The 22,844-nt window shown below is 63.6% G+C and carries 20 protein-coding genes and 1 tRNA gene; 5 read left to right on the forward strand and 16 right to left on the reverse strand.

Annotated features, from left to right (window positions below):
- Positions 1-38: 38 nt before the first annotated feature.
- The 3 genes from gatB to gatC all read right to left on the reverse strand — a co-directional run bounded on the left by gatB (position 39) and on the right by gatC (position 3,501).
- Complete coding sequence (gene gatB / locus PQR32_RS06280; protein ID WP_408223306.1) at positions 39-1,514, reverse strand: Asp-tRNA(Asn)/Glu-tRNA(Gln) amidotransferase subunit GatB; 1,476 nt, start codon at positions 1,512-1,514, stop codon at positions 39-41.
- A 5-nt stretch (positions 1,515-1,519) separates the two neighbouring features.
- Positions 1,520-3,007, reverse strand: a complete 1,488-nt coding sequence (gene gatA / locus PQR32_RS06285; protein WP_408223308.1) for an Asp-tRNA(Asn)/Glu-tRNA(Gln) amidotransferase subunit GatA — start codon at positions 3,005-3,007, stop codon at positions 1,520-1,522.
- Between the two features lie 194 nt (positions 3,008-3,201).
- Positions 3,202-3,501, reverse strand: coding sequence for an Asp-tRNA(Asn)/Glu-tRNA(Gln) amidotransferase subunit GatC (gene gatC, locus PQR32_RS06290; protein WP_408223310.1), 300 nt, complete (start codon positions 3,499-3,501; stop codon positions 3,202-3,204).
- A 380-nt stretch (positions 3,502-3,881) separates the two neighbouring features.
- On the opposite strand from gatC, the gene PQR32_RS06295 reads away from it, so the two are divergent.
- The 5 genes from PQR32_RS06295 (at position 3,882) to rodA (ending at position 10,321) form a co-directional block, all read left to right on the forward strand.
- Positions 3,882-4,925, forward strand: a complete 1,044-nt coding sequence (locus PQR32_RS06295) for a rod shape-determining protein (RefSeq protein WP_004189550.1) — start codon at positions 3,882-3,884, stop codon at positions 4,923-4,925.
- 153 nt (positions 4,926-5,078) lie between these two features.
- Complete coding sequence (gene mreC / locus PQR32_RS06300) at positions 5,079-6,200, forward strand: rod shape-determining protein MreC (protein WP_408223312.1); 1,122 nt, start codon at positions 5,079-5,081, stop codon at positions 6,198-6,200.
- A complete protein-coding gene (mreD, locus tag PQR32_RS06305; protein WP_408183993.1) occupies positions 6,197-6,709 on the forward strand; it encodes a rod shape-determining protein MreD in 513 nt (170 codons plus the stop codon). The genes mreC and mreD overlap by 4 nt, the downstream gene beginning before the upstream one ends.
- A gap of 140 nt (positions 6,710-6,849) precedes the next feature.
- Positions 6,850-9,162 (forward strand): penicillin-binding protein 2, encoded by a 2,313-nt coding sequence (gene mrdA / locus PQR32_RS06310; protein WP_408223314.1) that lies wholly within the window; start codon positions 6,850-6,852, stop codon positions 9,160-9,162.
- A 10-nt stretch (positions 9,163-9,172) separates the two neighbouring features.
- Positions 9,173-10,321, forward strand: a complete 1,149-nt coding sequence (gene rodA / locus PQR32_RS06315) for a rod shape-determining protein RodA (RefSeq protein ID WP_310813389.1) — start codon at positions 9,173-9,175, stop codon at positions 10,319-10,321.
- A 108-nt stretch (positions 10,322-10,429) separates the two neighbouring features.
- Here the strand turns inward: rodA and PQR32_RS06320 are convergent, their stop codons facing one another.
- The 13 genes from PQR32_RS06320 to fmt form a co-directional block, all read right to left on the reverse strand.
- Positions 10,430-11,134 (reverse strand): tetratricopeptide repeat protein, encoded by a 705-nt coding sequence (locus PQR32_RS06320; RefSeq protein ID WP_408223316.1) that lies wholly within the window; start codon positions 11,132-11,134, stop codon positions 10,430-10,432.
- Entirely contained in the window at positions 11,131-11,913 is a 783-nt protein-coding gene (locus PQR32_RS06325; protein ID WP_408223318.1) for an HpcH/HpaI aldolase family protein, read from the reverse strand. The genes PQR32_RS06320 and PQR32_RS06325 overlap by 4 nt, the downstream gene beginning before the upstream one ends.
- 225 nt (positions 11,914-12,138) lie before the next feature.
- Entirely contained in the window at positions 12,139-12,582 is a 444-nt protein-coding gene (gene queD / locus PQR32_RS06330; protein ID WP_090518804.1) for a 6-carboxytetrahydropterin synthase QueD, read from the reverse strand.
- Positions 12,583-12,590: 8 nt separating this feature from the next.
- Entirely contained in the window at positions 12,591-13,223 is a 633-nt protein-coding gene (gene queE, locus PQR32_RS06335) for a 7-carboxy-7-deazaguanine synthase (protein ID WP_408223320.1), read from the reverse strand.
- A 60-nt stretch (positions 13,224-13,283) separates the two neighbouring features.
- On the reverse strand, positions 13,284-14,015 hold the full coding sequence (queC, locus tag PQR32_RS06340; protein ID WP_408223322.1) for a 7-cyano-7-deazaguanine synthase QueC: 732 nt from the start codon (positions 14,013-14,015) through the stop codon (positions 13,284-13,286).
- A 389-nt stretch (positions 14,016-14,404) separates the two neighbouring features.
- Positions 14,405-14,480 (reverse strand) — tRNA-Phe (locus tag PQR32_RS06345).
- A gap of 108 nt (positions 14,481-14,588) precedes the next feature.
- Positions 14,589-15,281: a response regulator transcription factor EsaR gene (esaR, locus tag PQR32_RS06350; RefSeq protein ID WP_408223324.1), complete on the reverse strand. Its 693-nt coding sequence runs from the start codon at positions 15,279-15,281 to the stop codon at positions 14,589-14,591.
- Complete coding sequence (locus tag PQR32_RS06355) at positions 15,282-17,696, reverse strand: sensor histidine kinase (protein WP_408223326.1); 2,415 nt, start codon at positions 17,694-17,696, stop codon at positions 15,282-15,284.
- A complete protein-coding gene (locus PQR32_RS06360) occupies positions 17,686-18,285 on the reverse strand; it encodes a DUF4390 domain-containing protein (RefSeq protein ID WP_012431384.1) in 600 nt (199 codons plus the stop codon). Before PQR32_RS06360 ends, PQR32_RS06355 begins: the two co-directional genes overlap by 11 nt.
- Positions 18,282-19,721, reverse strand: a complete 1,440-nt coding sequence (gene rsmB, locus PQR32_RS06365; RefSeq protein WP_408223328.1) for a 16S rRNA (cytosine(967)-C(5))-methyltransferase RsmB — start codon at positions 19,719-19,721, stop codon at positions 18,282-18,284. Before rsmB ends, PQR32_RS06360 begins: the two co-directional genes overlap by 4 nt.
- Before the next feature lie 417 nt (positions 19,722-20,138).
- The gene (gene htpX / locus PQR32_RS06370; protein WP_408223330.1) at positions 20,139-20,996 is read right to left on the reverse strand and encodes a zinc metalloprotease HtpX; all 858 of its coding nucleotides are present in this window, start codon (positions 20,994-20,996) and stop codon (positions 20,139-20,141) included.
- 104 nt (positions 20,997-21,100) lie between these two features.
- Positions 21,101-21,742, reverse strand: a complete 642-nt coding sequence (locus PQR32_RS06375; RefSeq protein WP_408223332.1) for a LysE family translocator — start codon at positions 21,740-21,742, stop codon at positions 21,101-21,103.
- Positions 21,743-21,856: 114 nt separating this feature from the next.
- On the reverse strand, positions 21,857-22,843 hold the full coding sequence (gene fmt, locus PQR32_RS06380) for a methionyl-tRNA formyltransferase (protein WP_408223334.1): 987 nt from the start codon (positions 22,841-22,843) through the stop codon (positions 21,857-21,859).
- Position 22,844 lies beyond the last annotated feature (1 nt).

Here is a 22,844-nt window from a genome sequence, read left to right on the forward strand (position 1 = left end):
TTAATGCTTCAGTCGTTCGTGCTCAACTGAACTTCAACTCAGGACAGCTTCTTCTTTAGCAGTTCGTTCACCTGCGCCGGATTGGCCTTGCCCTTCGTCGCTTTCATTGCCTGACCGATCAGCGCGTTGAACGCCTTTTCCTTGCCGGCGCGGAATTCCTCGACCGACTTCTGGTTCGCGGCAAGCACTTCGTCGATGATCGCTTCGAGTGCGCCGGTATCCGAAATCTGCTTCAGCCCCTTCGCTTCGATGATGCGATCGGCGGCGGCTTCGTCGGTAGCCTTCTCTTCCCAGATCGCGAGGAAAATTTCCTTGGCGATCTTGTTGGAGATCGTGCCGTCCGCGATACGCTGCAGCAGCAACGCGAGTTGCGCGGACGACACCGGGCTCTCAGCAAAATCGAGACCCTCCCGATTCAGTTGCGACGACACTTCGCCCATCAGCCAGTTAGCCGCGGCCTTGGCGTTGGCCGGACCGACTTTGCTCACCACCGCTTCGTAGTACGCGGCCATGGCTTTGCTCGATGTCAGCACGTTGGCGTCGTACGGCGTCAAACCGTATTGCGACACGAAGCGTTGTTGAATCGCCACCGGCAGTTCCGGCAACTCGCTCTTCACGCGCTCGACCCACGCCGCGTCGATCACGAGCGGCATCAGATCGGGATCGGGGAAATAGCGGTAATCGTGCGCGTCTTCCTTGCTGCGCATGGAGCGCGTTTCGCGCTTGTCCGGATCGTACAGACGCGTTTCCTGCACCACCGTCCCACCGTCTTCGATCAGTTCGATCTGACGGCGCACTTCGTACTGGATCGCCTCTTCGAGGAAGCGGAACGAGTTCAGGTTCTTGATCTCGGCGCGCGTGCCGAATTCCGCCTGGCCGACCGGGCGCACCGACACGTTCGCGTCGCAACGGAATGAGCCTTCCTGCATGTTGCCGTCGCAGATACCGAGCCACGTCACGAGCGTGTGCAGCGTCTTGGCATAGGCCACTGCTTCCGCCGCGCTGCGCATTTCCGGCTCGGTGACGATTTCGAGCAACGGCGTGCCGGCGCGATTCAGGTCGATGCCGGTCATGCCCGCGAAGTCTTCGTGCAGCGACTTGCCCGCGTCTTCTTCGAGGTGAGCGCGCGTGAGGTTGACGACCTTCTCGTAGGCTTCCTTCCCCGCCTTTTCATTGGCCGGCACCTGAATCGTCACCTGACCGCCCTGCACCACGGGGATTTCGTACTGGCTGATCTGATAGCCCTTCGGCAGATCGGGGTAGAAATAATTCTTGCGCGCGAAGATGCTGCGCGGCGCCACCTTCGCACCGATCGCGAGGCCGAACTGGATCGCGCGCTCCACAGCGCCGCGGTTCATCACCGGCAACGTGCCCGGCAACGCCAGATCGACGGGGCAAGCCTGCGTGTTCGGCGCAGCGCCGAACTGCGTTGCGGCGCCGGAAAAAATCTTCGATTGAGTCGACAGTTGCGCGTGGGTCTCCAGACCGATCACGACTTCCCATTGCTTGGCCATGGTGCTCACACTCCTGCCGGTGCTTTGCGGTGCCAGTCGGTCGCGCGCTGGAACGCGTCGGCCACCTGCAGCATCCGGGCTTCGTTGAAATAGTTGCCGATGATCTGCAACCCCACCGGACGCTGCGCATTCGCGCCCGCGCCGAAACCGCACGGCACGCTCATGCCCGGCAAACCGGCGAGGCTGACCGACAGCGTGTAGATGTCGGCCAGATACATCTGCACCGGGTCGTCGCCCTTCGCGCCGAGGTCCCACGCAACCGTTGGCGCAACCGGTCCCATGATCACGTCGCACTGCTTGAACGCTTCCTGGAAGTCCTGCGCGATGATGCGGCGGATCTTCTGCGCCTGCAGGTAGTACGCGTCGTAGTAGCCGTGCGACAGCACGTACGCGCCGACCAGAATGCGGCGCTTCACTTCCGGACCGAAACCTTCGGCGCGCGACTTCTTGTACATGTCGAGCAGATCGCGATACTCGGCGGCACGATGACCGAAGCGCACGCCGTCGAAACGCGACAGGTTCGACGAAGCCTCAGCCGGCGCGATCACGTAGTACACCGGGATCGACAACTCGGTTTTCGGCAACGAGACTTCGACCAGCGTAGCGCCGAGCGCTTCGTATTGCTTCAGCGCGGCGTCGATCGACGCGCGCACGTCGTCGGCAAGGCCGGCGCCGAAATACTCTTTCGGCAAACCAATGCGCAAGCCGGCGAGCGGCTTGCTGGCGCCGTCTTCTTTCCACGGCTTGCCGAGGTAACGCGTGTAGTCTTCGTCGTCGCGCACGAGGCTGGTCGAATCGCGCTCGTCGAAACCGGCCATGGCGTTGAGCAGCGTGGCGCAATCCGCGGCGCTTTGAGCCATCGGACCACCCTGATCCAGCGACGAAGCGAATGCGATCATGCCGTAACGCGACACACGGCCGTACGTCGGCTTGATGCCGGTGATGCCGGAGAACGACGCCGGCTGACGGATCGAGCCGCCGGTATCCGTACCGGTTGCGGCAGGCGCCAAGCGCGCGGCGACGGCCGCAGCCGACCCGCCCGACGAACCGCCCGGCACAGCCTTAATGTCCCACGGATTCTGCACGGGACCAAAGTACGAATTCTCGTTGGACGAGCCCATCGCGAACTCGTCCATATTGGTCTTGCCCACGCACACCATGCCCGCAGTCTGCAGACGCGCGACCACGGTCGCGTCGAACGGGCTTTCGTAGTTCGACAGCATTTTCGAGCCGGCGGTGGAGCGCCAGCCCTTGGTGACGAACACGTCCTTATGCGCGATCGGCAGGCCGACCAGCGGGCCGGCGTGGCCGGTATGGAGCAGCGCGTCCGCGGCTTTCGCCTGCGCGAGCGTCAGCTCGGGATCGACCTGGATGAATGCGTTCAGGCTGTTGGCCGCGTCGATCCGCTTCAGATAGAGCTGCGCCAGTTCGACGGCGGAGCATTCCTTGGCCGTCAGTGCGGCGCGCAGTTCGGTCAAACTTTTTTCATGCATTGCGTTTTATCCTGAAGAGCGCGGCAGCGTAGTCACGCTGCCGTGGAGGCGTTCGGCTGCCCGCCGGCAAGCCGAGCCGAGGAAGCCGGAGACGACGGTCATGCAGGTGCCGGGGCCACGAGGCGATATGCCACGGGGTGGCACATCGCCGGAAGGCTGGCTCGCGCGCCGCGCCGGGCTCGATGCGCGGGGTTTTACTCGATCACCTTCGGCACGAGGTACAGGCCTTCCTGCACGGCCGGCGCCGGGCGCTGGAAGGCTTCGCGTTCGACCGTTTCGGTCACCGCGTCGTTACGCAGACGCAGCGCGACGTCTTCGATCTGCTCGATCGGATGGGCAAGCGGCGCGATGCCGGTGGTATCGACCGCCTGCATCTGCTCGACAAGGCCGAAAAAATCGTTGAGCTGGACAAGCGTGTGCTCAGCGTCGGCGTCGGCCAGTTCGAGCCGCGCAAGATGCGCGATGCGTTTTACATCGGTCAGGGTCAGAGCCATGCAGTCACCGGAAAATGTGGTGGACCGCCGCAGCACGAAAAAAACGATGCTGCGACAGCGGGTTACGACGCTGGAGGAAGACCTCGAAAAAGGGGCCAGCGGAGGCAAAAAGTGCCGTCCGTTTCCTTCAAAACATCCAAAATTATAAGGTATCATTACGCGTTCGACCCAAACCCGGACCGTCTTACCAAGGCCTTTCTGAACAATTCCCAAAGATAGTTCGGATTTTTCTGACCTGGCTTTGCATCGGCCTCCGGTAGACTCCCTCGCAGCTTCAAGTTCCTGTGGCGCCGCTTCCGCCCGGTTGAAGCTGTTATTTTTTCCGCTGCCGCCCTGCGCAACCATTGCGAGGCCCGGCCCCCAGCGAGACAGGATTTTGAATGTTCGGTTTTTTGCGCAGCTACTTTTCCAACGATCTGGCCATTGACCTCGGTACGGCCAACACGCTCATCTACATGCGTGGCAAGGGCATCGTTCTTGATGAACCGTCGGTGGTCTCGATCCGCCAGGAAGGCGGTCCCAACGGCAAGAAAACCATCCAGGCAGTCGGCAAGGAAGCCAAGCAGATGCTCGGCAAGGTGCCGGGCAACATCGAGGCAATCCGCCCCATGAAAGACGGCGTGATCGCCGACTTCACCGTCACCGAGCAGATGATCAAGCAGTTCATCAAAACTGCTCACGAATCGCGCATGTTCTCGCCGTCGCCGCGCATCATCATTTGCGTGCCGTGCGGTTCGACGCAGGTCGAGCGCCGCGCCATTAAAGAAGCTGCGCACGGTGCGGGCGCTTCGCAGGTGTACCTCATTGAAGAACCCATGGCTGCGGCTATCGGTGCCGGCCTGCCGGTGTCGGAAGCCACCGGCTCGATGGTCGTCGACATCGGCGGCGGCACGACCGAAGTCGGCGTGATCTCGCTCGGCGGCATCGTGTACAAGGGCTCCGTGCGCGTGGGCGGCGACAAGTTCGACGAAGCGATCGTCAACTACATCCGCCGCAACTACGGCATGCTGATCGGCGAGCAAACCGCCGAAGCCATCAAGAAGGAAATCGGTTCCGCCTTCCCGGGTTCCGAAGTCAAGGAAATGGAAGTGAAGGGCCGCAATCTGTCGGAAGGCATTCCGCGCAGCTTCACCATCTCCAGCAACGAAATTCTCGAAGCCCTCACCGATCCGCTGAACCAGATCGTGTCGTCGGTGAAGATCGCGCTTGAACAAACGCCGCCGGAACTCGGTGCGGACATCGCCGAGCGCGGCATGATGCTCACCGGCGGTGGCGCACTGCTGCGCGATCTGGACCGCCTGCTCGCCGAAGAAACCGGCCTGCCGGTGCTCGTCGCCGAAGACCCGCTGACCTGCGTTGTGCGCGGTTCGGGCATGGCGCTCGAACGCATGGACAAGCTGGGCAGCATCTTCTCGTACGAGTAAGCGAGCCCGTCTCCATGTCAGTAGCGCGGATCAGGCAAACGGCCCCTTGCGGGCCGGTTTGCCGTTGGCTGGGCCTGCCAGCCTCCACGCGCTGAACGCGCGTCCCTCGCGCGCCGCCGTCTCACCCAACCGCTCACGCCCCCGGCGCCGACCATGGAATACAGTCCGCCGCCCCTGTTCAAGCAAGGACCGTCCGCCCTCGCACGACTCGTGTTTTTCGTCGTGCTGGCGCTCGCCCTGCTGATCTCCGATGCACGCTTCAGAACGCTCGAAATCGTGCGTGGCGTGCTCGGCGCGGGTCTTTATCCGTTGCAGCGCGCGGCTCTCGTGCCACGCGACATGTTCGTGGGCGCCGCCGACCTGGCCGTGACCAGCGCCACGCTGCGCGGCGAAAACGACAAACTGCGCACCAAAGATCTGCAGCTTTCGCAGCAAGCCAATACGGCAGCCGAACTGGCTGCCGAAAACGCGCATTTGCGCGCGCTGCTGCAACTGTCCCAGCGCTCCACCACGGAATCGCTGCCCGCCGAGATCCAGTACGACACGCGCGATCCGTTCACGCAGAAGGTCGTGATCGGCCGCGGTGCGCAGCAAGGCATCCAGAACGGTTCACCGGTCGTCAATGAAGATGGCGTGATCGGCCAGGTAACGCGCGTATTCCCGCTGCAAGCCGAAGTGACATTGCTCACGGACAAGGATCAGGCGGTGCCTGTGCAGATCGTGCGCACCGGCTTGCGCAGCGTGATTTACGGCACGCCAAAGGGCGACACGCTCGATCTGCGCTTCGTGCCGATCAGCGCCGACATTGAAACCGGCGACGAACTCGTCACCAGCGGCCTGGACGGCGTGTATCCGCCGGGCCTGCCAGTCGCCAAGGTGGTGCGGGTCGACAAGCAGGCGGATACGGCGTTCGCCCGTGTGATCTGCCTGCCGATCGCGCCGGTGCGCGGCGCGCGTCAGTTGCTGGTGCTGCATTACGTGAACAACGTGCCGCCGCGTCCCGCCGAAGAGCCCGACGCGGCCACGGCCGCCAAAGAGGCGAAAGCGAAGAAGGGCGGAAAACCGGCGGACGGTAAGGCTGCCGCGGACAAAGCTCCGGCGAAAGCGGGCGAGAAAGCTGGCGAAAAGGCTGCCGCTGAGAAACCCGCAGCGCCCAAAGCCTCCGAGAAAGCTCCCGCCAGATCAGCCGCCGCGGAGAAAAAGTCCGCCGCTGAAAGAAAACCGGCTGCAGAAAAGAACGCGAAGCCGCCAGCCAAGCCAGGGGCCCAGCCATGAACCGTCCGCAATACATCCTGCAGCCGGTCAATCCCTACTTCATCTCGTTCAGCCTCGCCGCGGCGTTCCTGCTGAACCTGATGCCGTGGGGGCGTCTGGTCGGCGTGCCAGACTTCGTGGCGCTCGTGCTGCTGTTCTGGAACGTGCATCAGCCGCGCAAGGTCGGCATGGGTATCGCGTTTTCGCTCGGTTTGCTGATGGATGTGCACAACGCCAGCCTGCTCGGCGAGCACGCGCTGGCGTACACGTTGTTGTCCTATGGCGCGATCACCATCCACCGCCGCGTGCTGTGGATGTCGCTCGGCGTCCAGACTTTCGCGGTCATGCCGCTGCTGGTCGTCGCGCAATTGGTGCCGTTCGTGATCCGTCTGCTGACGGGCGCGGCGTTTCCGGGTTGGGGTTATCTGATCGACGGCTTCGTCGAAGCCGCGCTGTGGCCGGTCACCAGTGTGCTGCTGCTGATGCCGCAGCGCCGCCCGGCCGATCCGGACGATACCCGGCCAATTTGATCCGCTTCGGGCCCGCCTGCCGTTCTGATGGAACCCACTTTGCCGGCCCGCTCGACGCGCTTCGCTGTTCATGCCTTCCGGTTCCGGCCGGAAAAGGCGCACACTCATGATGGCCGTCACCCGGCCTTTTGCAGAATCGCATGACCGAATTCAAGGACACTCAGCAACAGCTCTCGAAGTTCCGCCTGCGCGTCGCGGCGGCGGGCCTGTTCGTGTTCGTCTGCTTCGGGCTGATCGGCTTCCGCTTCCTGTTCCTGCAGGTCTGGCACTACAGCAAATACTCGCTGCAGGCCGATGAAAACCGCATTTCCGTCGCGCCGATCGTGCCGAACCGCGGCATCATCACCGATCGTAACGGCGTCGTGCTGGCCAAGAACTACTCGGCCTACACGCTCGAACTCACGCCCTCGAAGCTGAACGACTCGCTCGAAAACGTGATCGACAATCTGGCCACGGTGGTCTCGATCGACGCGCGCGACCGCCGCCGCTTCAAGAAACTGCAAGAAGACTCGAAGAACTTCGAGAGCCTGCCGATCCGCACCCGCCTGACCGACGACGAAGTCGCGCGCTTCACCGCGCAGCGCTTCCGTTTTCCCGGCGTGGAAGTGCGCGCGCGCCTGTTCCGTCAATATCCGCTCGGGCCGACCGCGGCGCACGTGATCGGCTACATCGGCCGGATTTCGCAGCGCGATCAGGACCGTATCGACGACGCCAGCGACCAGAACGACAGTGATCCGGACCACTACGATCCGCGTCTGGATGCGAACAACTACAAAGGCACCGACTACATCGGCAAGATCGGCGTCGAGCAAAGTTACGAGACCGAGTTGCACGGCCAGACCGGTTTCGAGGAAGTGGAAGTGACCGCCGGCGGCCGTCCCGTGCGCACGCTGTCGCGCACCCAGGCAACGCCCGGCAACAACCTCGTGCTGTCCTTGGATATCGGACTGCAGCAGGTCGCCGAGCAGGCGTTCGCGGGGCGTCGCGGCGCGCTGGTCGCGATCGAACCGTCGACCGGCGACGTGCTCGCGTTCGTGTCCGCGCCGAGCTTCGATCCGAATTCGTTCGTCGACGGGATCGACCAGCAGACCTGGGACGATCTCAACAACTCGCCCGACCACCCGCTGCTCAACCGGCCGCTGCACGGCACCTACCCGCCGGGCTCGACTTACAAGCCATTCATGGCGCTCGCCGCGCTGACGCTGCATAAGCGCACGCCGGGCTGGGGCTTCCAGGATCCGGGTTCGTACACCTTCGGCGGCCACACGTTCCGCAACGACGTTCGCTCGGGCCAAGGCTGGGTCGACATGAACCGCGCGATCGTGGTGTCGAACGACACGTATTTCTACATGCTGGCGCACGATCTCGGCGTCAACAACATCGCCAACTTCATGAAGCCGTGGGGCTTCGGCCAGATCACCGGCATCGACATTTCGGGCGAGGCGCGCGGCATCCTGCCGTCCACGGAATGGAAGCGCAAGGCGTACCGCAAGCCCGAACAGCAACGGTGGTATGAAGGCGAAACGATCAGTCTCGGCATCGGTCAGGGCTATAACTCGTTCACCATTCTCCAACTCGCTCACGCTACGGCCACGCTTGCGAACAACGGCGTCGTGATGAAGCCGCACCTCGTGCGTGACATCGAAAATCCGATCACGAAAGACACGCGGCCGGTCGTGCGCGATCCGAGCGACAAGATCGCGGTGAAGCAATCGGACATCGACATCATCAAGCGCGCGATGGAAGGCGTCGTGACCAACGGCACGGCGTCGAAACTGTTTATCGGCGCGCCGTACCAGGCGGCCGGCAAGACGGGGACGGCGCAGGTCTACTCGCTGCAGGGCGCGAACTACAAAGGCCACGCGATCGCCGAGCATCTGCGCGACCACGCGCTCTTCATCGCGTTCGCACCGGCCGAGCAACCGAAAATCGCGCTCGCGCTGATCGTCGAAAACGGCGGCTGGGGTGCGGAATCGGCAGGCCCGATTGCGCGCAAGGTGCTCGATTACTACCTCGTCGGCAAGAACAAGCCGGGCGCTCAGGCGGCCGCCATCGAGGCAGCGGCGTCGGCGACCGAAGACGCGTCCGCGCCGGAAGTCGGCGGCGCACCGTTGCCGCAGGATGCGGCGCAGCCGGTCAAGGTCGCGGCGGGCTTCACGGCTCTGCCGATTCCCGGTGCGGCTTCGGCGGCAGCGGCCGCCTCCGCTGCGGCGGCTGCGAGGGCTGCATCCGCGGCGGCGGTTGCCTCCGCGCCTGCTGCTGCGTCGGCGCCCATGGCCGCCTCGACGTCCGCGTCCGCCGCCGCAAAGAACCCGGCGTCGCATAAATCCGGCGTCCCGCACAAACCCCGTCCGGCCAGCCAGCCGGCGCCGACTGCCGCCGCTCCGTCGCGCGACGACGGCATTCAGGCCACGTCGCCACGCCAGCCGGTTTCCGGCGGCATCGACGAGTAAGGAGAAAGGCATGCAATTCGACAAGCGCGCCTGGCTCGACCGCATCAAGCGGATGTTCGCGGGCTTCGACCGCCCGCTCGCACTGATCGTGTTCCTGCTGTTGTGCGTTGGCATCGTCACGCTGTACAGCGCGAGTCTCGATGTTCCCGGCCGCGTGGAAGACCAGTTGCGCAACATCATGCTGACGTTCGTGCTGATGTGGGCGCTCGCCAATGTGCCACCCACCACGCTGATGCGCTTCGCGGTTCCGCTCTACACATTCGGGATCGCGCTACTGGTCGCGGTGGCGCTATTCGGCCTCACGCGCAAGGGCGCGAAGCGTTGGATCAATGTCGGCGTGGTGATCCAGCCGTCGGAGATTCTGAAGATCGCTACTCCGCTGATGCTCGCCTGGTACTACCAACGACGCGAAGGCGTGATGCGCTGGTACGACTTTCTGGTTGGTCTGCTGATCCTCGCGGTGCCGGTCGGCCTGATCGCCAAGCAGCCCGACCTCGGTACGGCTGTGCTGGTGTTCGCGGCCGGTCTCTTCGTGATTTACTTCGCGGGCCTGAGTTTCAAGCTGATCGTGCCAGTGCTGATTGCTGGCGTGATTGCGGTCGCGTCGATCGCGGCCTTTCAGGACAAGATCTGTCAGCCCGAAGTGCAATGGCCGCTGATGCACGACTACCAGAAGCATCGCATCTGCACGCTGCTCGATCCGACTTCCGATCCGCTCGGCAAAGGCTTCCACACGATCCAGGCGGTCATTGCGATCGGTTCCGGTGGTCCGCTTGGCAAAGGCTGGCTGAAGGGCACGCAGGCGCATCTGGAGTTCATCCCCGAGAAGCACACCGACTTCATTTTCGCGGTGTTCTCCGAGGAGTTCGGGCTGGCGGGCGGCATTGTGCTGCTCACGCTATACATGCTGCTGATCGCGCGCGGGCTGTATATCGCGGCCAATGGCGCGACGCTATTTGGACGCTTGCTGGCCGGCTCGTTGACGATGGCGTTCTTCACCTACGCGTTCGTGAATATCGGCATGGTGAGCGGCATCTTGCCGGTGGTCGGCGTGCCGTTGCCATTCATGAGTTACGGTGGCACTGCGCTGACGACGCTGGGCGTCGCCATCGGCCTGATCATGAGCGTCGCGCGACAGAAGCGGTTGATGCAGAGTTAGCGCGGCGAGGGTCGCTCGCACGGCTCCGGCAACATCACAACGAAGCAGGGGCGCTCTTCACGGAGCGCCCCTGTTTTGTATCCAGCGGAATTATCCAACGCGACAGTTTTACTGCGGCTTCACTTCCTTCTGATCCCGCAACTGCGCGCTGAGTTGCTGATACTTAAGCCGCGCCGCCGGATCGCCCTGCGCCGCGGCCGCCGCGTAGTAGGCGCGCGCCACGTTCAGATTCTTCTCCACGCCGTCGCCGCCTCGTTCATAGAACGAGCCGGCCACGTATTGCGCGGTCATGTCGCCGCCCTGCGCCGCCTTCTTGTACCAGACGAACGCCTGCTTGTTGTCGCGCTCCGTGCCGCGTCCATCGAGGAACTGATTGGCCAGCGCCAACTCCGCCTGCACATGCCCTTGCTGCGCCGCCTTCAGGAACCAGCGATGCGCCTCGACCGGATCACGTCCGACGAACTCCCCGTCGTCGTACATCTTGCCGTACACGTATTGCGCGTGCGACATGTTGGCGTCGGCGGCCTTGCGCAGCCATTTCTTGCCTTCATCGACATTGGCCGGGGCGCCTTCCCCGTTGAGCAGCATCATCGCGTAGTTGAACTCGGCGAGCCGGCTGCCGCGCTCGGCGGCCTTGCGGAACTCGGTCAGCGCCGCGGCCAGATTGCCGGCGTTGTAGTCGGCGACCGCGGTTTGCGTCTCCGGATCGTTCGACTTCGCAACGCGGCTGTCTTGCGCATGGGCCGCCACATTCGCCATCAATGCCGCTGTGACTGCCAGACGCACCACGACGCACTGCACCATCCCCTTCATGACCTCACCTCCTGCAACGCCTGGCGGGTCGCGCGCAACATCCACATGACGTCGGCGGCCAGAGCGATGAAACGAAAACCGGCATCGCGATGCTGCTTGGCGCTCGCGACGTCCATGGCAAAAATGCCCGCGGCAATGCCCGCCTTGTCCGCGGCGCTGACGATGCGCGCCATTGCGGCCTGTACATCGGCATGCTTCGAATCGCCGAGATGACCGAGGCTCGCGGCGAGATCGGCCGGTCCGACGAACAGGCAATCGACGCCCGGCGTCGCCGCAATCTTTTCCACTTTCTGCAAGCCGCGCGCCGACTCGATCTGCACGATGGTCGCGATCTGCGCGTTGGCTGTCTGTACGTAGTCGCGCCGCATGCCGTAGCCCGCTGCCCGCACCGCGCCGGCGACGCCGCGCTCACCATCGAGCGCTCCGGCGGTCGGATATTGCGTGAGACGCACGGCACGGGCCGCCTCGTCCGCGGATTCGATATTCGGAAACATCAGCGTGCGCGCGCCGGCATCCAGCACGCGCTTGACGAGCCACGCCTCGCTGGACGGCACGCGCACCACCGGCTCGCTCGGCAGATGCGCGGCGGCGATCGCGCGCAATTGCGAGGCGACGTCGCCGCTATCGTTGGGCGAGTGCTCCATGTCGATCAGCAGCCAGTCGTAACCGGCGTGCGCGAGCGCTTCGGCGGCGGCGTCGCTACCGAGCGAGAGCCATAGTCCGAACAGCGGATCGGTTTCTTTAAGGCGTGACTTGAGGGGATTGGTGAAGGTGCTCATCGCCGCGCTCCGTGGCAATGAAGCGGCGCTTCGCCTGAACTGCGGGAAAGCGTGCTGGCCTCGTGGGCCAGATGAGCGCGCGGGCCGTGGCGGCCCGGCTGCCTGCTGCGACGCAATGCGGTGACCGGCATGTCTCGCTCCGTGTGGTTGTCGGAGCGATCATACCGTGACAATAACGCGAGGGTTGGACCGCGCGAGCGGCCCGCGAGCGGCAGGTTACAGGCTTTAGTCGCGGACCACGTCGGCCCAGCAATTCGGCGTCTCGTACAGGCGCAGCTTGTGCAGACGCAGATTCACACCGTAGTGCGCGTCGTAGACATTCGCGAGAATGTCGAACGCGACAGCGGCAAGATTTTCGACGGTGGGGATGCGATCGAGCACGACCGTCTTGTGGCCGGCCATCGTTTCCAGGAAACCGCGCACCTGCGTGTCGCCTTCATAGACGAGAAACGCATGGTCCCACTTGTCGACGAGATGCTCGACGGCGAGCGACTTCACATCGGCGAAGTCCATCACCATGCCGCGATCGGGCGCGCCTTCGGTGTCGACCAGATCGCCTTGCAGCGTGATTTCGAGCACATAGCGATGACCGTGCAGATTACGGCACTGGCTGCGGTGATCAGGAATGCGGTGACCCGCGTCGAATTCGAGTTTTCGTGTAATCGTCAGCACGGCGGTCAGGGAATGTTCAGATACTTGTGGGTCTGCATTGACAGGCGCCATTGCGGATGGCGTTTGCACCAGTCGATCGCGAGCCTGGTGTTGATGTCGCGCGACGGACCGTCCATGGGCTGGACGAGGAAATACTCGAAGTCGAGCTTCGCATACTCGGACAAACGCTGGTTGTCCTGCGGAATCACGACCTTCAATTCGTTGCCCTTGGTGACGACGAGCGGCGCGTCGGCCTTTGGGCTCACGCAGATCCAGTCGATCGTTTCGAGCACCGGCAGCGAGCCGTTGGTTTCGATGGCGATTTCGAAGCCGGCGGCATGCAGCGCGTCGACCAACGGTTGATCGATCTGCAGCATCGGCTCGCCGCCCGTGCACACCACGAAACGCTCGCCCTCGCCTTCCGGCCATTGCGATGCGATCATCTTCACGAGGTCGTCAGCCGTGCGGTACTTGCCGCCGTTCTCGCCGTCGGTGCCGACGAAGTCGGTATCGCAGAAACGGCACACCGCCTCGGCACGATCTTCTTCGCGGCCCGACCACAGGTTGCAGCCGGCGAACCGGCAGAAGACAGCCGGACGCCCGGCATTCGCGCCCTCGCCCTGCAACGTGTAGAAGATTTCCTTGACCGCGTAAGTCATGCTGCTTTCTGCCCTGTGTTCCTGAAAATAGTTGCCTGTACTGCGCCGGAACGCGAAACGTCAGACCGGCTCGGTGACCTTCTCACCCGACAGATACGCTTCGTAGCCGCGCTTGCGCAAGCGGCACGCCGGGCACTCGCCGCAACCGAAGCCCCATGCATGCAATTCAGCGCGTTCGCCGACGTAGCACGTATGTGTCTCGACGCGCACCAGTTCGACGAGTTCGTCGCCTCCGAGCTCGTGTGCGAGGCGCCACGTGTCGGCCTTGTCGAGCCACATCAACGGTGTCTCGAGCAGGATGCGCGTGTCCATGCCAAGGTTCAGCGCGACCTGCAACGCCTTCATCGTGTCGTCGCGACAATCGGGATAGCCCGAGAAATCCGTCTCGCACATGCCGCCAACCAGCACCTGCAAACCACGCCGATAAGCGATCGCCGCGGCGATGGTCATGAACATCAGATTGCGGCCCGGCACGAACGTGTTCGGCAAACCGTTGGCCGTGGCTTCGATCTCGATCTCGCGCGTCATAGCGGTATCGCTGATCGCGCCGAGCACCGACAGATCGATCATATGGTCGTCGCCGAGGCGCTCGGCCCATGCCGGAAATGCGCGCGCAACAGCATTGCGAAAACCCTCGCGGCATTCCAGTTCGACGCGGTGCCGCTGACCGTAATCGAAGCCCAGCGTCTCAACCGTTTCATAACGTTCGAGCGCCCAGGCGAGGCACGTGGCGGAATCCTGGCCGCCGGAAAACAGCACCAGAGCGCTACGTTTAGCGTCTTTGCGGATCACCGTGAAACTCCGTGAATGAAGAGTGCCACGTCGCGCTGCGCGAGGTGCGCCATGCAAGCAACGCGGCGCGACGCGTGCCGGCACTGCTGCCGGCCCAAAGCAGTATAGGCCGCGCCTTCCGCATGCAGAGTCGCTGGGCGCTTATACCGTTAATCGTCGGGCGAAGGGTTCGGTGCTGGTGGCGGCGTTGCCGCGCGGCACTCAGGCGACGCACTCACGTGCAAGTCCTTGAACTGGCGCGATTTTATCACGCGACGCCGAATACCGCCGAGCGCGCCCTGCCGCGTGGTGCGCCCAAACCGAAGCAACGGATGCCCGCCACGCCCGTCACAATAGGGGCACAAAAAGGAAAAGCCCCAGGAATCTTGCGATTTCCTGGGGCTGAATCCTGGTGGCCTGGGACGGAATCGAACCATCGACACGCGGATTTTCAATCCGCTGCTCTACCAACTGAGCTACCGGGCCAACGAAGAACGAAATAATATCAAAGGGTCAGCAGTCCGACAAGCCCCTTCTCGAAAAAATCTCTGGAAGCGAAACCCGCTGATAGAACGCCGGGCTCACTTCCGCGTTTCACTCACCTTTGTTTTTGCCGAGATCGACGCCGAGCTGCTTGAGCTTGCGATACAAGTGCGTGCGCTCCAACCCGGTCTTCTCCGCCACGCGCGTCATGCTGCCGTTCTCACGCGCGAGGTGGTATTCGAAGTACGCGCGCTCGAACGCATCGCGTGCGTCGCGCAACGGAATATCGAACGAGATCGATGCGGTTTGCGCAGCCAGCGCGCCGCTGCCCATGCCATCGGTCGAAAGCATCGGCAAGGCCGCTGCTGACGCCACCGCCGAAGCACTCACCGGCAACACCGGCTTGGCTGCCGCGCCGCCAGGCGCACCACCAGCCGCAGTGCCACGCGCGAGACCCTGCTCGACGGCCTTCAGCAGCTTCTGCAGCGCAATCGGCTTCTCGAGGAAATTGAGTGCGCCGATCTTGGTTGCTTCAACCGCCGTGTCGATGGTTGCGTGGCCGGACATCATGATCACCGGCATAGTCAGTTGACCTTGCGCGGCCCATTCCTTGAGCAAGGTCACGCCGTCGGTATCGGGCATCCAGATGTCGAGCAGCACCAGATCAGGCGCCTGGCGCAAACGGAACTCGCGCGCTTCCTGCGCGTTTTCCGCGGCCTCCACGACATGCCCTTCGTCGCTCAGGATCTCCGAGAGCAATTCCCGGATGCCCATTTCATCATCTACCACCAGGATGGTTGCCATTTACGCTGCCTTTGTCTGCACTGTTGCTTTTGTCTTTCCCTGCGACGCACCGCCGTGCGCCGGACGCGGCCCTGTTCCGGGTGCCGCGGCATCGTCTGCCAGTTGAAGGAAGAGAATCGATATCTGCGCGCCCTCGATGACATCGCCCGCTTTCATACGATTGCGGATGTCGATGCGCGCGCCGTGTTCATCGACGATCTTCTTGACCATCGCAAGACCCAGGCCAGTACCTTTGGCCTTGGTCGTTACGTAAGGTTCGAATGCACGGGTGAGGATACGCGCGGGAAAGCCCGCTCCGTTATCCGACACCGTCAGACGCACCGCGACGTGGACTTTGCCTTCCGCGTCGGGGTCTCCGTATTCTACTGTCCTCGTCTCGAGCAACACATGCGGATGCTCGAGGTCCGCAACCGCATCCTGCGCGTTCTGCAGCAGGTTGTGAATCACCTGACGCAATTGCGTCGCGTCGCCGCGAATCGCCGGCAACGCGGCGAGCTCCACCTGAATGGCGCCCTTGCCCTCTTCGATACCGTACAGCGTGAGCACTTCGCTGACCAGATCGTTCAACTGCAAATGCGCGAGCACCGCCGGCGGCGTGCGCGCGTAGTCGCGGAAGTTGTCGACCATCTGCTTCATCGCGGCGACCTGGTTCACGATCGTGGTCGCGCCGCGCTTCAACACATCGGCATCGGATGGCGACAGCTTGTCGGCGAGTTTCATCTGCAGACGTTCGGCGGAGAGCTGGATCGGCGTGAGCGGATTTTTGATCTCGTGCGCGAGCCGCCGCGCGACTTCACCCCACGCGATCGAACGCTGCGCGGAGATCACGTCCGAGATATCGTCGAACACGACGACGTAGCCGGAGGTCTGCATATCTTCTGCGTCACGGTCCGTCGCGGAGACGAGCCGCGCGCCGCGCACGAGCAAGGTGAGCGGCTCGGTTTCGCCCGGCACCTGCACCGAGAATTGCTGCTGCCAGTGGCCGCGATCGTCGTGACCATCGCCGCTCGCGGCTTCGCGATCGGCAAACGCCTTGCGGACCATGCCGCCGAATTCGCTCAGCACGCCGATCTGATCCAACGCCGAACCCATCACCGCCTGGAACGGCTGACGGAAAATCCGCTCGGCGCCGCGATTCGCGGTGGTCAGCCTGAACTGCCGGTCGAACACGAACACGCCCGCGGTCAGGTTCGCGAGAATGCTTTCCAGATACGCCTTCGAATGTTCGAGCGCAATGCGGTTGTTCTCGACCGCCGCGCGCGCTTCGGACAACTGCCGCGTCATCGCGTTGAACGACTGCGTGAGAAAGCCCAGTTCGTCGCGCGATTTGATTTCCCGTTTCGGCGTGTAATCGCCTTCCGTGATTTCTTTCGTGCCTTGCGCCAACAGGAACAACGGCCGCGCAAGTTGATTGCCGAGCGCTAGCGCCAGCATCATCGCGATGAAGGTCGCGAGGAACAGCGCGAGCGTCAGCGTGCCGATGTACATCTTGCGCAGACCCGTGCGGCCGAGCGCCTTCTCCTGGTACTCGCGATAGGCGCGCTGCACCGCGTCGGCATTGCGCGCGAGCGTGGGCGACACCGGCTGCGTGAGTTGCAGGAAGCGTTCGGTGGGCTGCAGCAGCGAGGCGTTCGAATCAGGGATGCGTTGCACGACGCGCAGCCGCAACACGCCCTTGCTGCCGTGCGCGTGAGGATCGCCGTCCACTTCGCCTTCGATCGCCGCATAGCCGCGGCCGCGCGCCTGATCGATCATCAGCGGCGTGGGCAAATCGTTCGGCACGAGCGTCGCGTAGTTACCCGATGCCTGCGCGACCACGTGCATATCGGGCGTCGCGCCCGACATGCTGCGGGTGGGTTCGACGATCGTCGCATCCTGGACGCCGAACTGATCGCGCAGACGCAGCAGCGTGAGCGTGGTGCCGGCGGCGTCCGCGCTCGCCAACTGTTCCGACATCAACCGGCCCTTGGTCTGCAGATCGGACAGCGACGCGTCGAGCATGCCGCGCCCGAGATTCAAGCCGGACGTGAGCGCTGTTTCGACGTTCACATCGAACCATGACTCGATACTGCGCGACACGAACTGATACGACACGACGTAGATGATCCCGCCCGGCACCACGCCGACCAACGCCATGAAGAACGCAAGTTTCGCCAATAGCCGTGTACCGAACTTACCTTTTCTCAGCCGCGCGATGATGATGATGACGAGCGTCGCCACCACCAGCAAAAAGATCATCGCGACCACGAGGTTGGCTGCGTAGAGCCACTGGTAATAGCGGTCGAAGAATTCGGTGTTTGCACTGGCCGCGGCCAGCAGCACGAGCAGCAATACGGCCGTGACGGCGACCGTCGACACCAGCACGCGCACGACGATGCTGCTGACACTGGTAGCGGAGCGCACTCTATTTAGCACGTTCGGTCACCGTGAAGGTAAAGCGCTTCCATTCGGACGCGAGGTTCCAGTCGCGGTTGTTCACCGCGTCGATCTGGAACGGCTTAGGCATCAGCGCGATGTCGAGTTGCATGCGCACCGACGCGTTATAAGTCTCGCCGACACGCACTTCATTCCGGTCGATCACGTGCCACGACGTGATGTGCTTGATCACTGCGAGCGCATCCTTGAGCGTGGTGAAGCCCAGTTGCAAACCGCCGGACGACACACTCGACACGCGATATTCGCGCGTGAGCGGCTGGAACGACAGGCGAATGCTTTGTGACACACTCACCGGCTGCTCGTCGAACCAGTACCAGCGCGGCCGGCTCAGTTCGAAGTCGGTCGTGAAATAAAGCGGGATGCCCTTATTCACCGCGTCTTCGAGGTTGCTGTTCAGATCGAAGTCGAAACGCGCGTCGAGATTCCAGCCGGTGTTATCGGCTTGCAGCGACGCACGCTGCACCGCGATCGAGTCAGCGTGCGCCACGCCCGGCGCCGCCAGCCATACGGCCAGCGCGATCCAGAGCACGGCAGCGAGCCGAAGCGGGAAGAAGCGTTTGATGGTCACCGTTTCTGAAAGCGCGCGTAGAAAAATCCGTCGTGGTCTGAGTTCGCGCCGGCGCTGTCTTCAGCGGGTTGTCCGGCATGAGAACCGGCCGATGTGTCGGCGGGCGCGCGAGCGACTGAAGGCAACAGTTGCCCCGGCGCGTCCAATCGTACCGCATCCTGATACTTGTTTCCAAACCACTGCGCCTGCAACTCGCCTTCTTCGGGAAAGATCGAACACGTAACGTAGAGCAACTCGCCGCCTGGTTTTACGAGCGGCCACAGCGCGTCGAGAATGCGGCGCTGCTCGGCGACCAGCGCGGGAATGTCGGACGCGCGGCGCAGCCAGCGGATATCCGGATGGCGCCGCACGATGCCCGACGCCGAACACGGCACGTCGGCCAGAATACGGTCGAACGGCTGGTCGATGTCGTCGTGCCATTTTGCCGGCGCGCCCGCGTCGCCGATCCGCACTTCCGCTTCGAGCTTGAGGCGTTGCAGGTTTTCGCCGATGCGGCGCGCCCGCGACGCATCGCTTTCGAGCGCGACGAGCTGAAGTTTGGCGAGTTCGAGCAGATGACCAGTCTTGCCGCCGGGGGCCGCGCAGGCATCGAGCACGCGCATGCCGTCGCGCACGTCGAGTAGTGGCGCGGCGAGTTGCGCGCCGGCGTCCTGCACCGAGACGACGCCGTCGTTGAAGCCCGGAATGCGGTCGACCGGCATCGGCGTGGCGAGCTTGACGGCGTAGTCGCCGGCCTTGCTCGCGGCAATGTGATGGTTTTGCAGTACTTGCAGATAGGCGTCGACCGTCGAGCGACGCGCGTTCACACGCAGCGTCAGCGGGCCTTGCGTGTTGCCGACGGCGAGCACCGACTGCCATGCGTCGGGCCATGCGCGTTTCACCGCGTCGATCCACCATGCCGGGTAGTTCCAGCGCGCCACTTCATCGGCCTGTGCGGCGTTCAACAGCGTTTCGCGCTCGCGCAGAAAATTGCGCAGCACGGCGTTGACGAGACCCTTCGCAAAGGCGAACTCACGACGCGCGCCGATCGCGCTCACCGCCTGATCGACCACCGTGAACGGCGCGTAGGCCGCGTTCGCTTCGTCGTCGACGAGCAGGGCCAGCGAACACGCGAGCACATGGCCGACGTGCGGCGGCGGCGCTTTTTTCACCAGCCTCGCGATCAGCCACTCGGCGGTCGCGAGACGCCGCATGGTGCGGTACGCGATGTCCTGCACCGCGCCGCGCGCGGCGGCGGCGCTGCCCTCGGGCGCGGACACGAACACGGATTGCAGCGCGGCCGGCAACGCTGCACCGAGACGCACGGCGCCGACCGCCTGGCCTGCGCAGTCGAGCGCGAAACCGAGCGACTCGGGCGCGAGATGCAGCATGGACAAACGGGATTCGCGCGGACGCGCCGATGAGGAAGCAGTACGCGAAGAAGGCTTTGTGGTCATGAAGAAGGCTAAGGCGGGCCGCGCGGGAGCGCGCGACACAATCAACACGCATTGTAGCGTGGCGCGGCGCGCGGGCCGGCGGGCGGTCTGTGAGCGAGCCGATTGCGGATCTGCGACGAGCGGGAAGGGTTGGGACTGAAGGGCGGGCTGAGCAAATCGGTGCGGACCTGGCGTAGCGCGGCGCACGGGTCCGCGGGCAGTCTATAAGCGTAGCGATTGCAAATCCACGGCGGGCGAGAAGGCCGGCATTTGAAGCGCAGGGTCAAAGAGCCGGTGCGGACCTTCAGACGCCGGTGAAGAGACTGGTTTTCTCGTGATCACGCAGCGCCATCGCTCGCTCACGCTCCATTGCGCCGGAATAAAAAAGGCGAGTCAGCAGACTCGCCTTTCTTCACACCGCGCAAGTGCGGCGCGGCGTTATTCGAAGCGCCCCGTGCGCGCCATTTCCATCAAACGCGCGACGCGTTCTTCGGTGGCCGGGTGCGTGGAGAACAGATTCGCGATGCCGCCGCCCGACAGAGGATTCATGATCATCATTTGCGCGGTGGCCGGATGCTGCTCGGCCGTGGGGAACGGAATCCCGCTCGCGTAACGATGGATCTTGTCGAGCGCCGAAGCGAGCGCTTGCGGGTCGCCGGAAATCTGCGCGCCGCCGCGGTCCGCTTCGAATTCACGTGCGCGCGAAATCGCCATCTGGATCAGCGCGCCGGCGATCGGCGCCAGCAGCGCGACGGCGATGCCCGCGATCGGGTTCGTGGAACGGCCGTTCTCGTCGCGGCTGCCGAAGAACATCGCGAAGTTCGCCAGCGCGGAAATGGCGCCGGCCATGGTGGCCGAAATGGTCGAGATCAGAATGTCGCGATGCTTCACGTGCGAGAGTTCGTGCGCCATCACCCCGCGCATTTCGCGCTCGGACAGCACGCGCAGAATGCCGGTGGTGGCAGCAACCGCCGCATGCTCCGGGTTGCGGCCGGTGGCGAACGCATTCGGCGCGTCTTCATTGATCAGGTACACGCGCGGCATGGGCAGGCCGGCGCGTGTGGAGAGTTCGCGCACCATGCGGTAGAACTGCGGCGCACTGGTTTCGTCGACTTCCTGCGCGTTGTACATGCGCAGGACCATCTTGTCCGAGAACCAGTACGAAAAGAAATTCATCCCAAGGGCGATCACGAGCGCGATCGTCATGCCGCGCGACCCGCCGATCATCCCGCCGATCACGATGAAAAGGGCCGTGATCGCGGCCATTAACATCGCGGTTTTGACCCAATTGAACATGTCTGCAACTCCTTGCCCTAACGCGGGGTTCATATCCGCGCCGCATGATCGCGGCGCCTGATTGTAAGCGAAATGTTAGATATGGGCGCGCAAGGAAAATTCAATCATCTTGATGCGGTAGCGAGCTTGATGCCCAAGCCGACAAAAGCGCTGCCGACACCGCGATCCAGCCACTTCTTCACCGACGGCTGGCCCGAGAAGCGACGCGTCACACTGCCCGCGATCCACGCGACAAAACTATTCCAGAACATGCTCATCACGACGAACACCGCGCCCAGCGTGAGGAACGCGAGCGCTTTGCGGTCGCTGCCGGTCGTCACGAATTGCGGGAAGAACGACACGAAAAACAGTACCACCTTGGGGTTCAGCACGTTGGTCCAGAAGCCTTGCAGGAAAAGCTGGCGCAGCGATTTGGGCGCGCCGGCCCCGCGCGCTTCGCCCGCGGCCTGATCAGCGGCCGGCTTGGCGAAGAGCAGGCGCACGCCGAGATACATCAGATAAATAGCGCCGACGAATTTGATAACCGTGAATGCGGTTGCCGACGCGGCCAGCAGCGCGGTCAAGCCGAACGCGCAGGCGAGCGAGTGAACGCAGCAGCCGGCGGAGATGCCGAGCGCCGACATTAGGCCCGCGCCGCGGCCCTGAGCGACGCTGCGCCCGACGATATAAGCGGTATCGGGACCGGGCGTCACGTTCAGAAGAAAGACGGCAACGACGAAAAACTCGAAATGGGTAATGCCGAACATGTGAATCCTCTAATCCGGGGCTGTTGCATGGAGGATTCTAACGCGCGGCAGGCCTGTCCAGCGGGGTCTTGAACATCGGCCGAATGGACGATGTTCAAGCCACAAACAGCGGTGTTACTTTGCTTCAGGAAGTTGAAAGCGCTGCCCCACGGCTAGCGTCGAGCCGGCCAGGAATTCGCGCACCGGCAAGCGTTTGCCGCCGGGCTTCTGCAATTGCGTGAGACGCAGCGCGCCTTCGCCACAGGCTACGACTACGCCTTCGGGAGAGACGTCGGTGATCGTGCCGGGTGCGTGGTTGGCTTGCGCATCGGCGGGAACCGCTGCCCAGAGCTTGATCGACGTGCCGTCTTCAAGTGTGCCGACGCCACCAGGGAACGGGTCGAACGCGCGCACCTGGCGCGCGAGCACCGCCGCCGGGCGGCGCCAGTCGAGCGCGGCTTCATGCTTGCCGATCTTTTCCGCGTAGGTCACGCCGTCCGCGGGCTGGGGCGTTGCCGCCAGTTTGCCGGCGCGCTCGAGTTCGACCAGCGCCTCGACGATGAGCTTCGCGCCGTCTTGCGCGAGGCGGTCGTGCAACGTGGCTGTCGTGTCGTCGACGGAAATCGCGGTGCGCGCTTCGGAAATCATCGCGCCGGTATCGAGGCCGACATCCATCTGCATCAGCGTGATGCCGGTTTCGGCGTCGCCCGCTTCAATCGCGCGATGGATCGGCGCCGCGCCCCGCCAGCGCGGCAGCAGCGATGCATGAATGTTGATACAGCCGAGCGGCGGAATATCGAGCACCTCCTGCGGCAGGATCAGGCCGTAAGCGGCTACGACCATGACGTCATGCAGCGTGGCGCGCAGTTGATCGATCGCGGCGGCGGCTTCGGCCGGATATTTACCGGCGCGGCGCAGCGAAGGCGGCTGGGCGACGGCCAGACCATGCTCCTGCGCATAGCGCTTGACCGGGCTCGCCTGCAATTTCATACCGCGCCCGGCGGGCCGGTCCGGCTGGGTCAGCACGAGCGGCACCGGGAAACCGGCGCTGTGGATCGCGGCCAGCGCGGCCGCGGCGAACTCCGGCGTACCGGCAAAGATGACGCGCAACGAATGACTCATG

Origin of the sequence: Paraburkholderia dipogonis (assembly GCF_046027395.1) — a bacterium.
Lineage (GTDB): Bacteria > Pseudomonadota > Gammaproteobacteria > Burkholderiales > Burkholderiaceae > Paraburkholderia > Paraburkholderia dipogonis_A.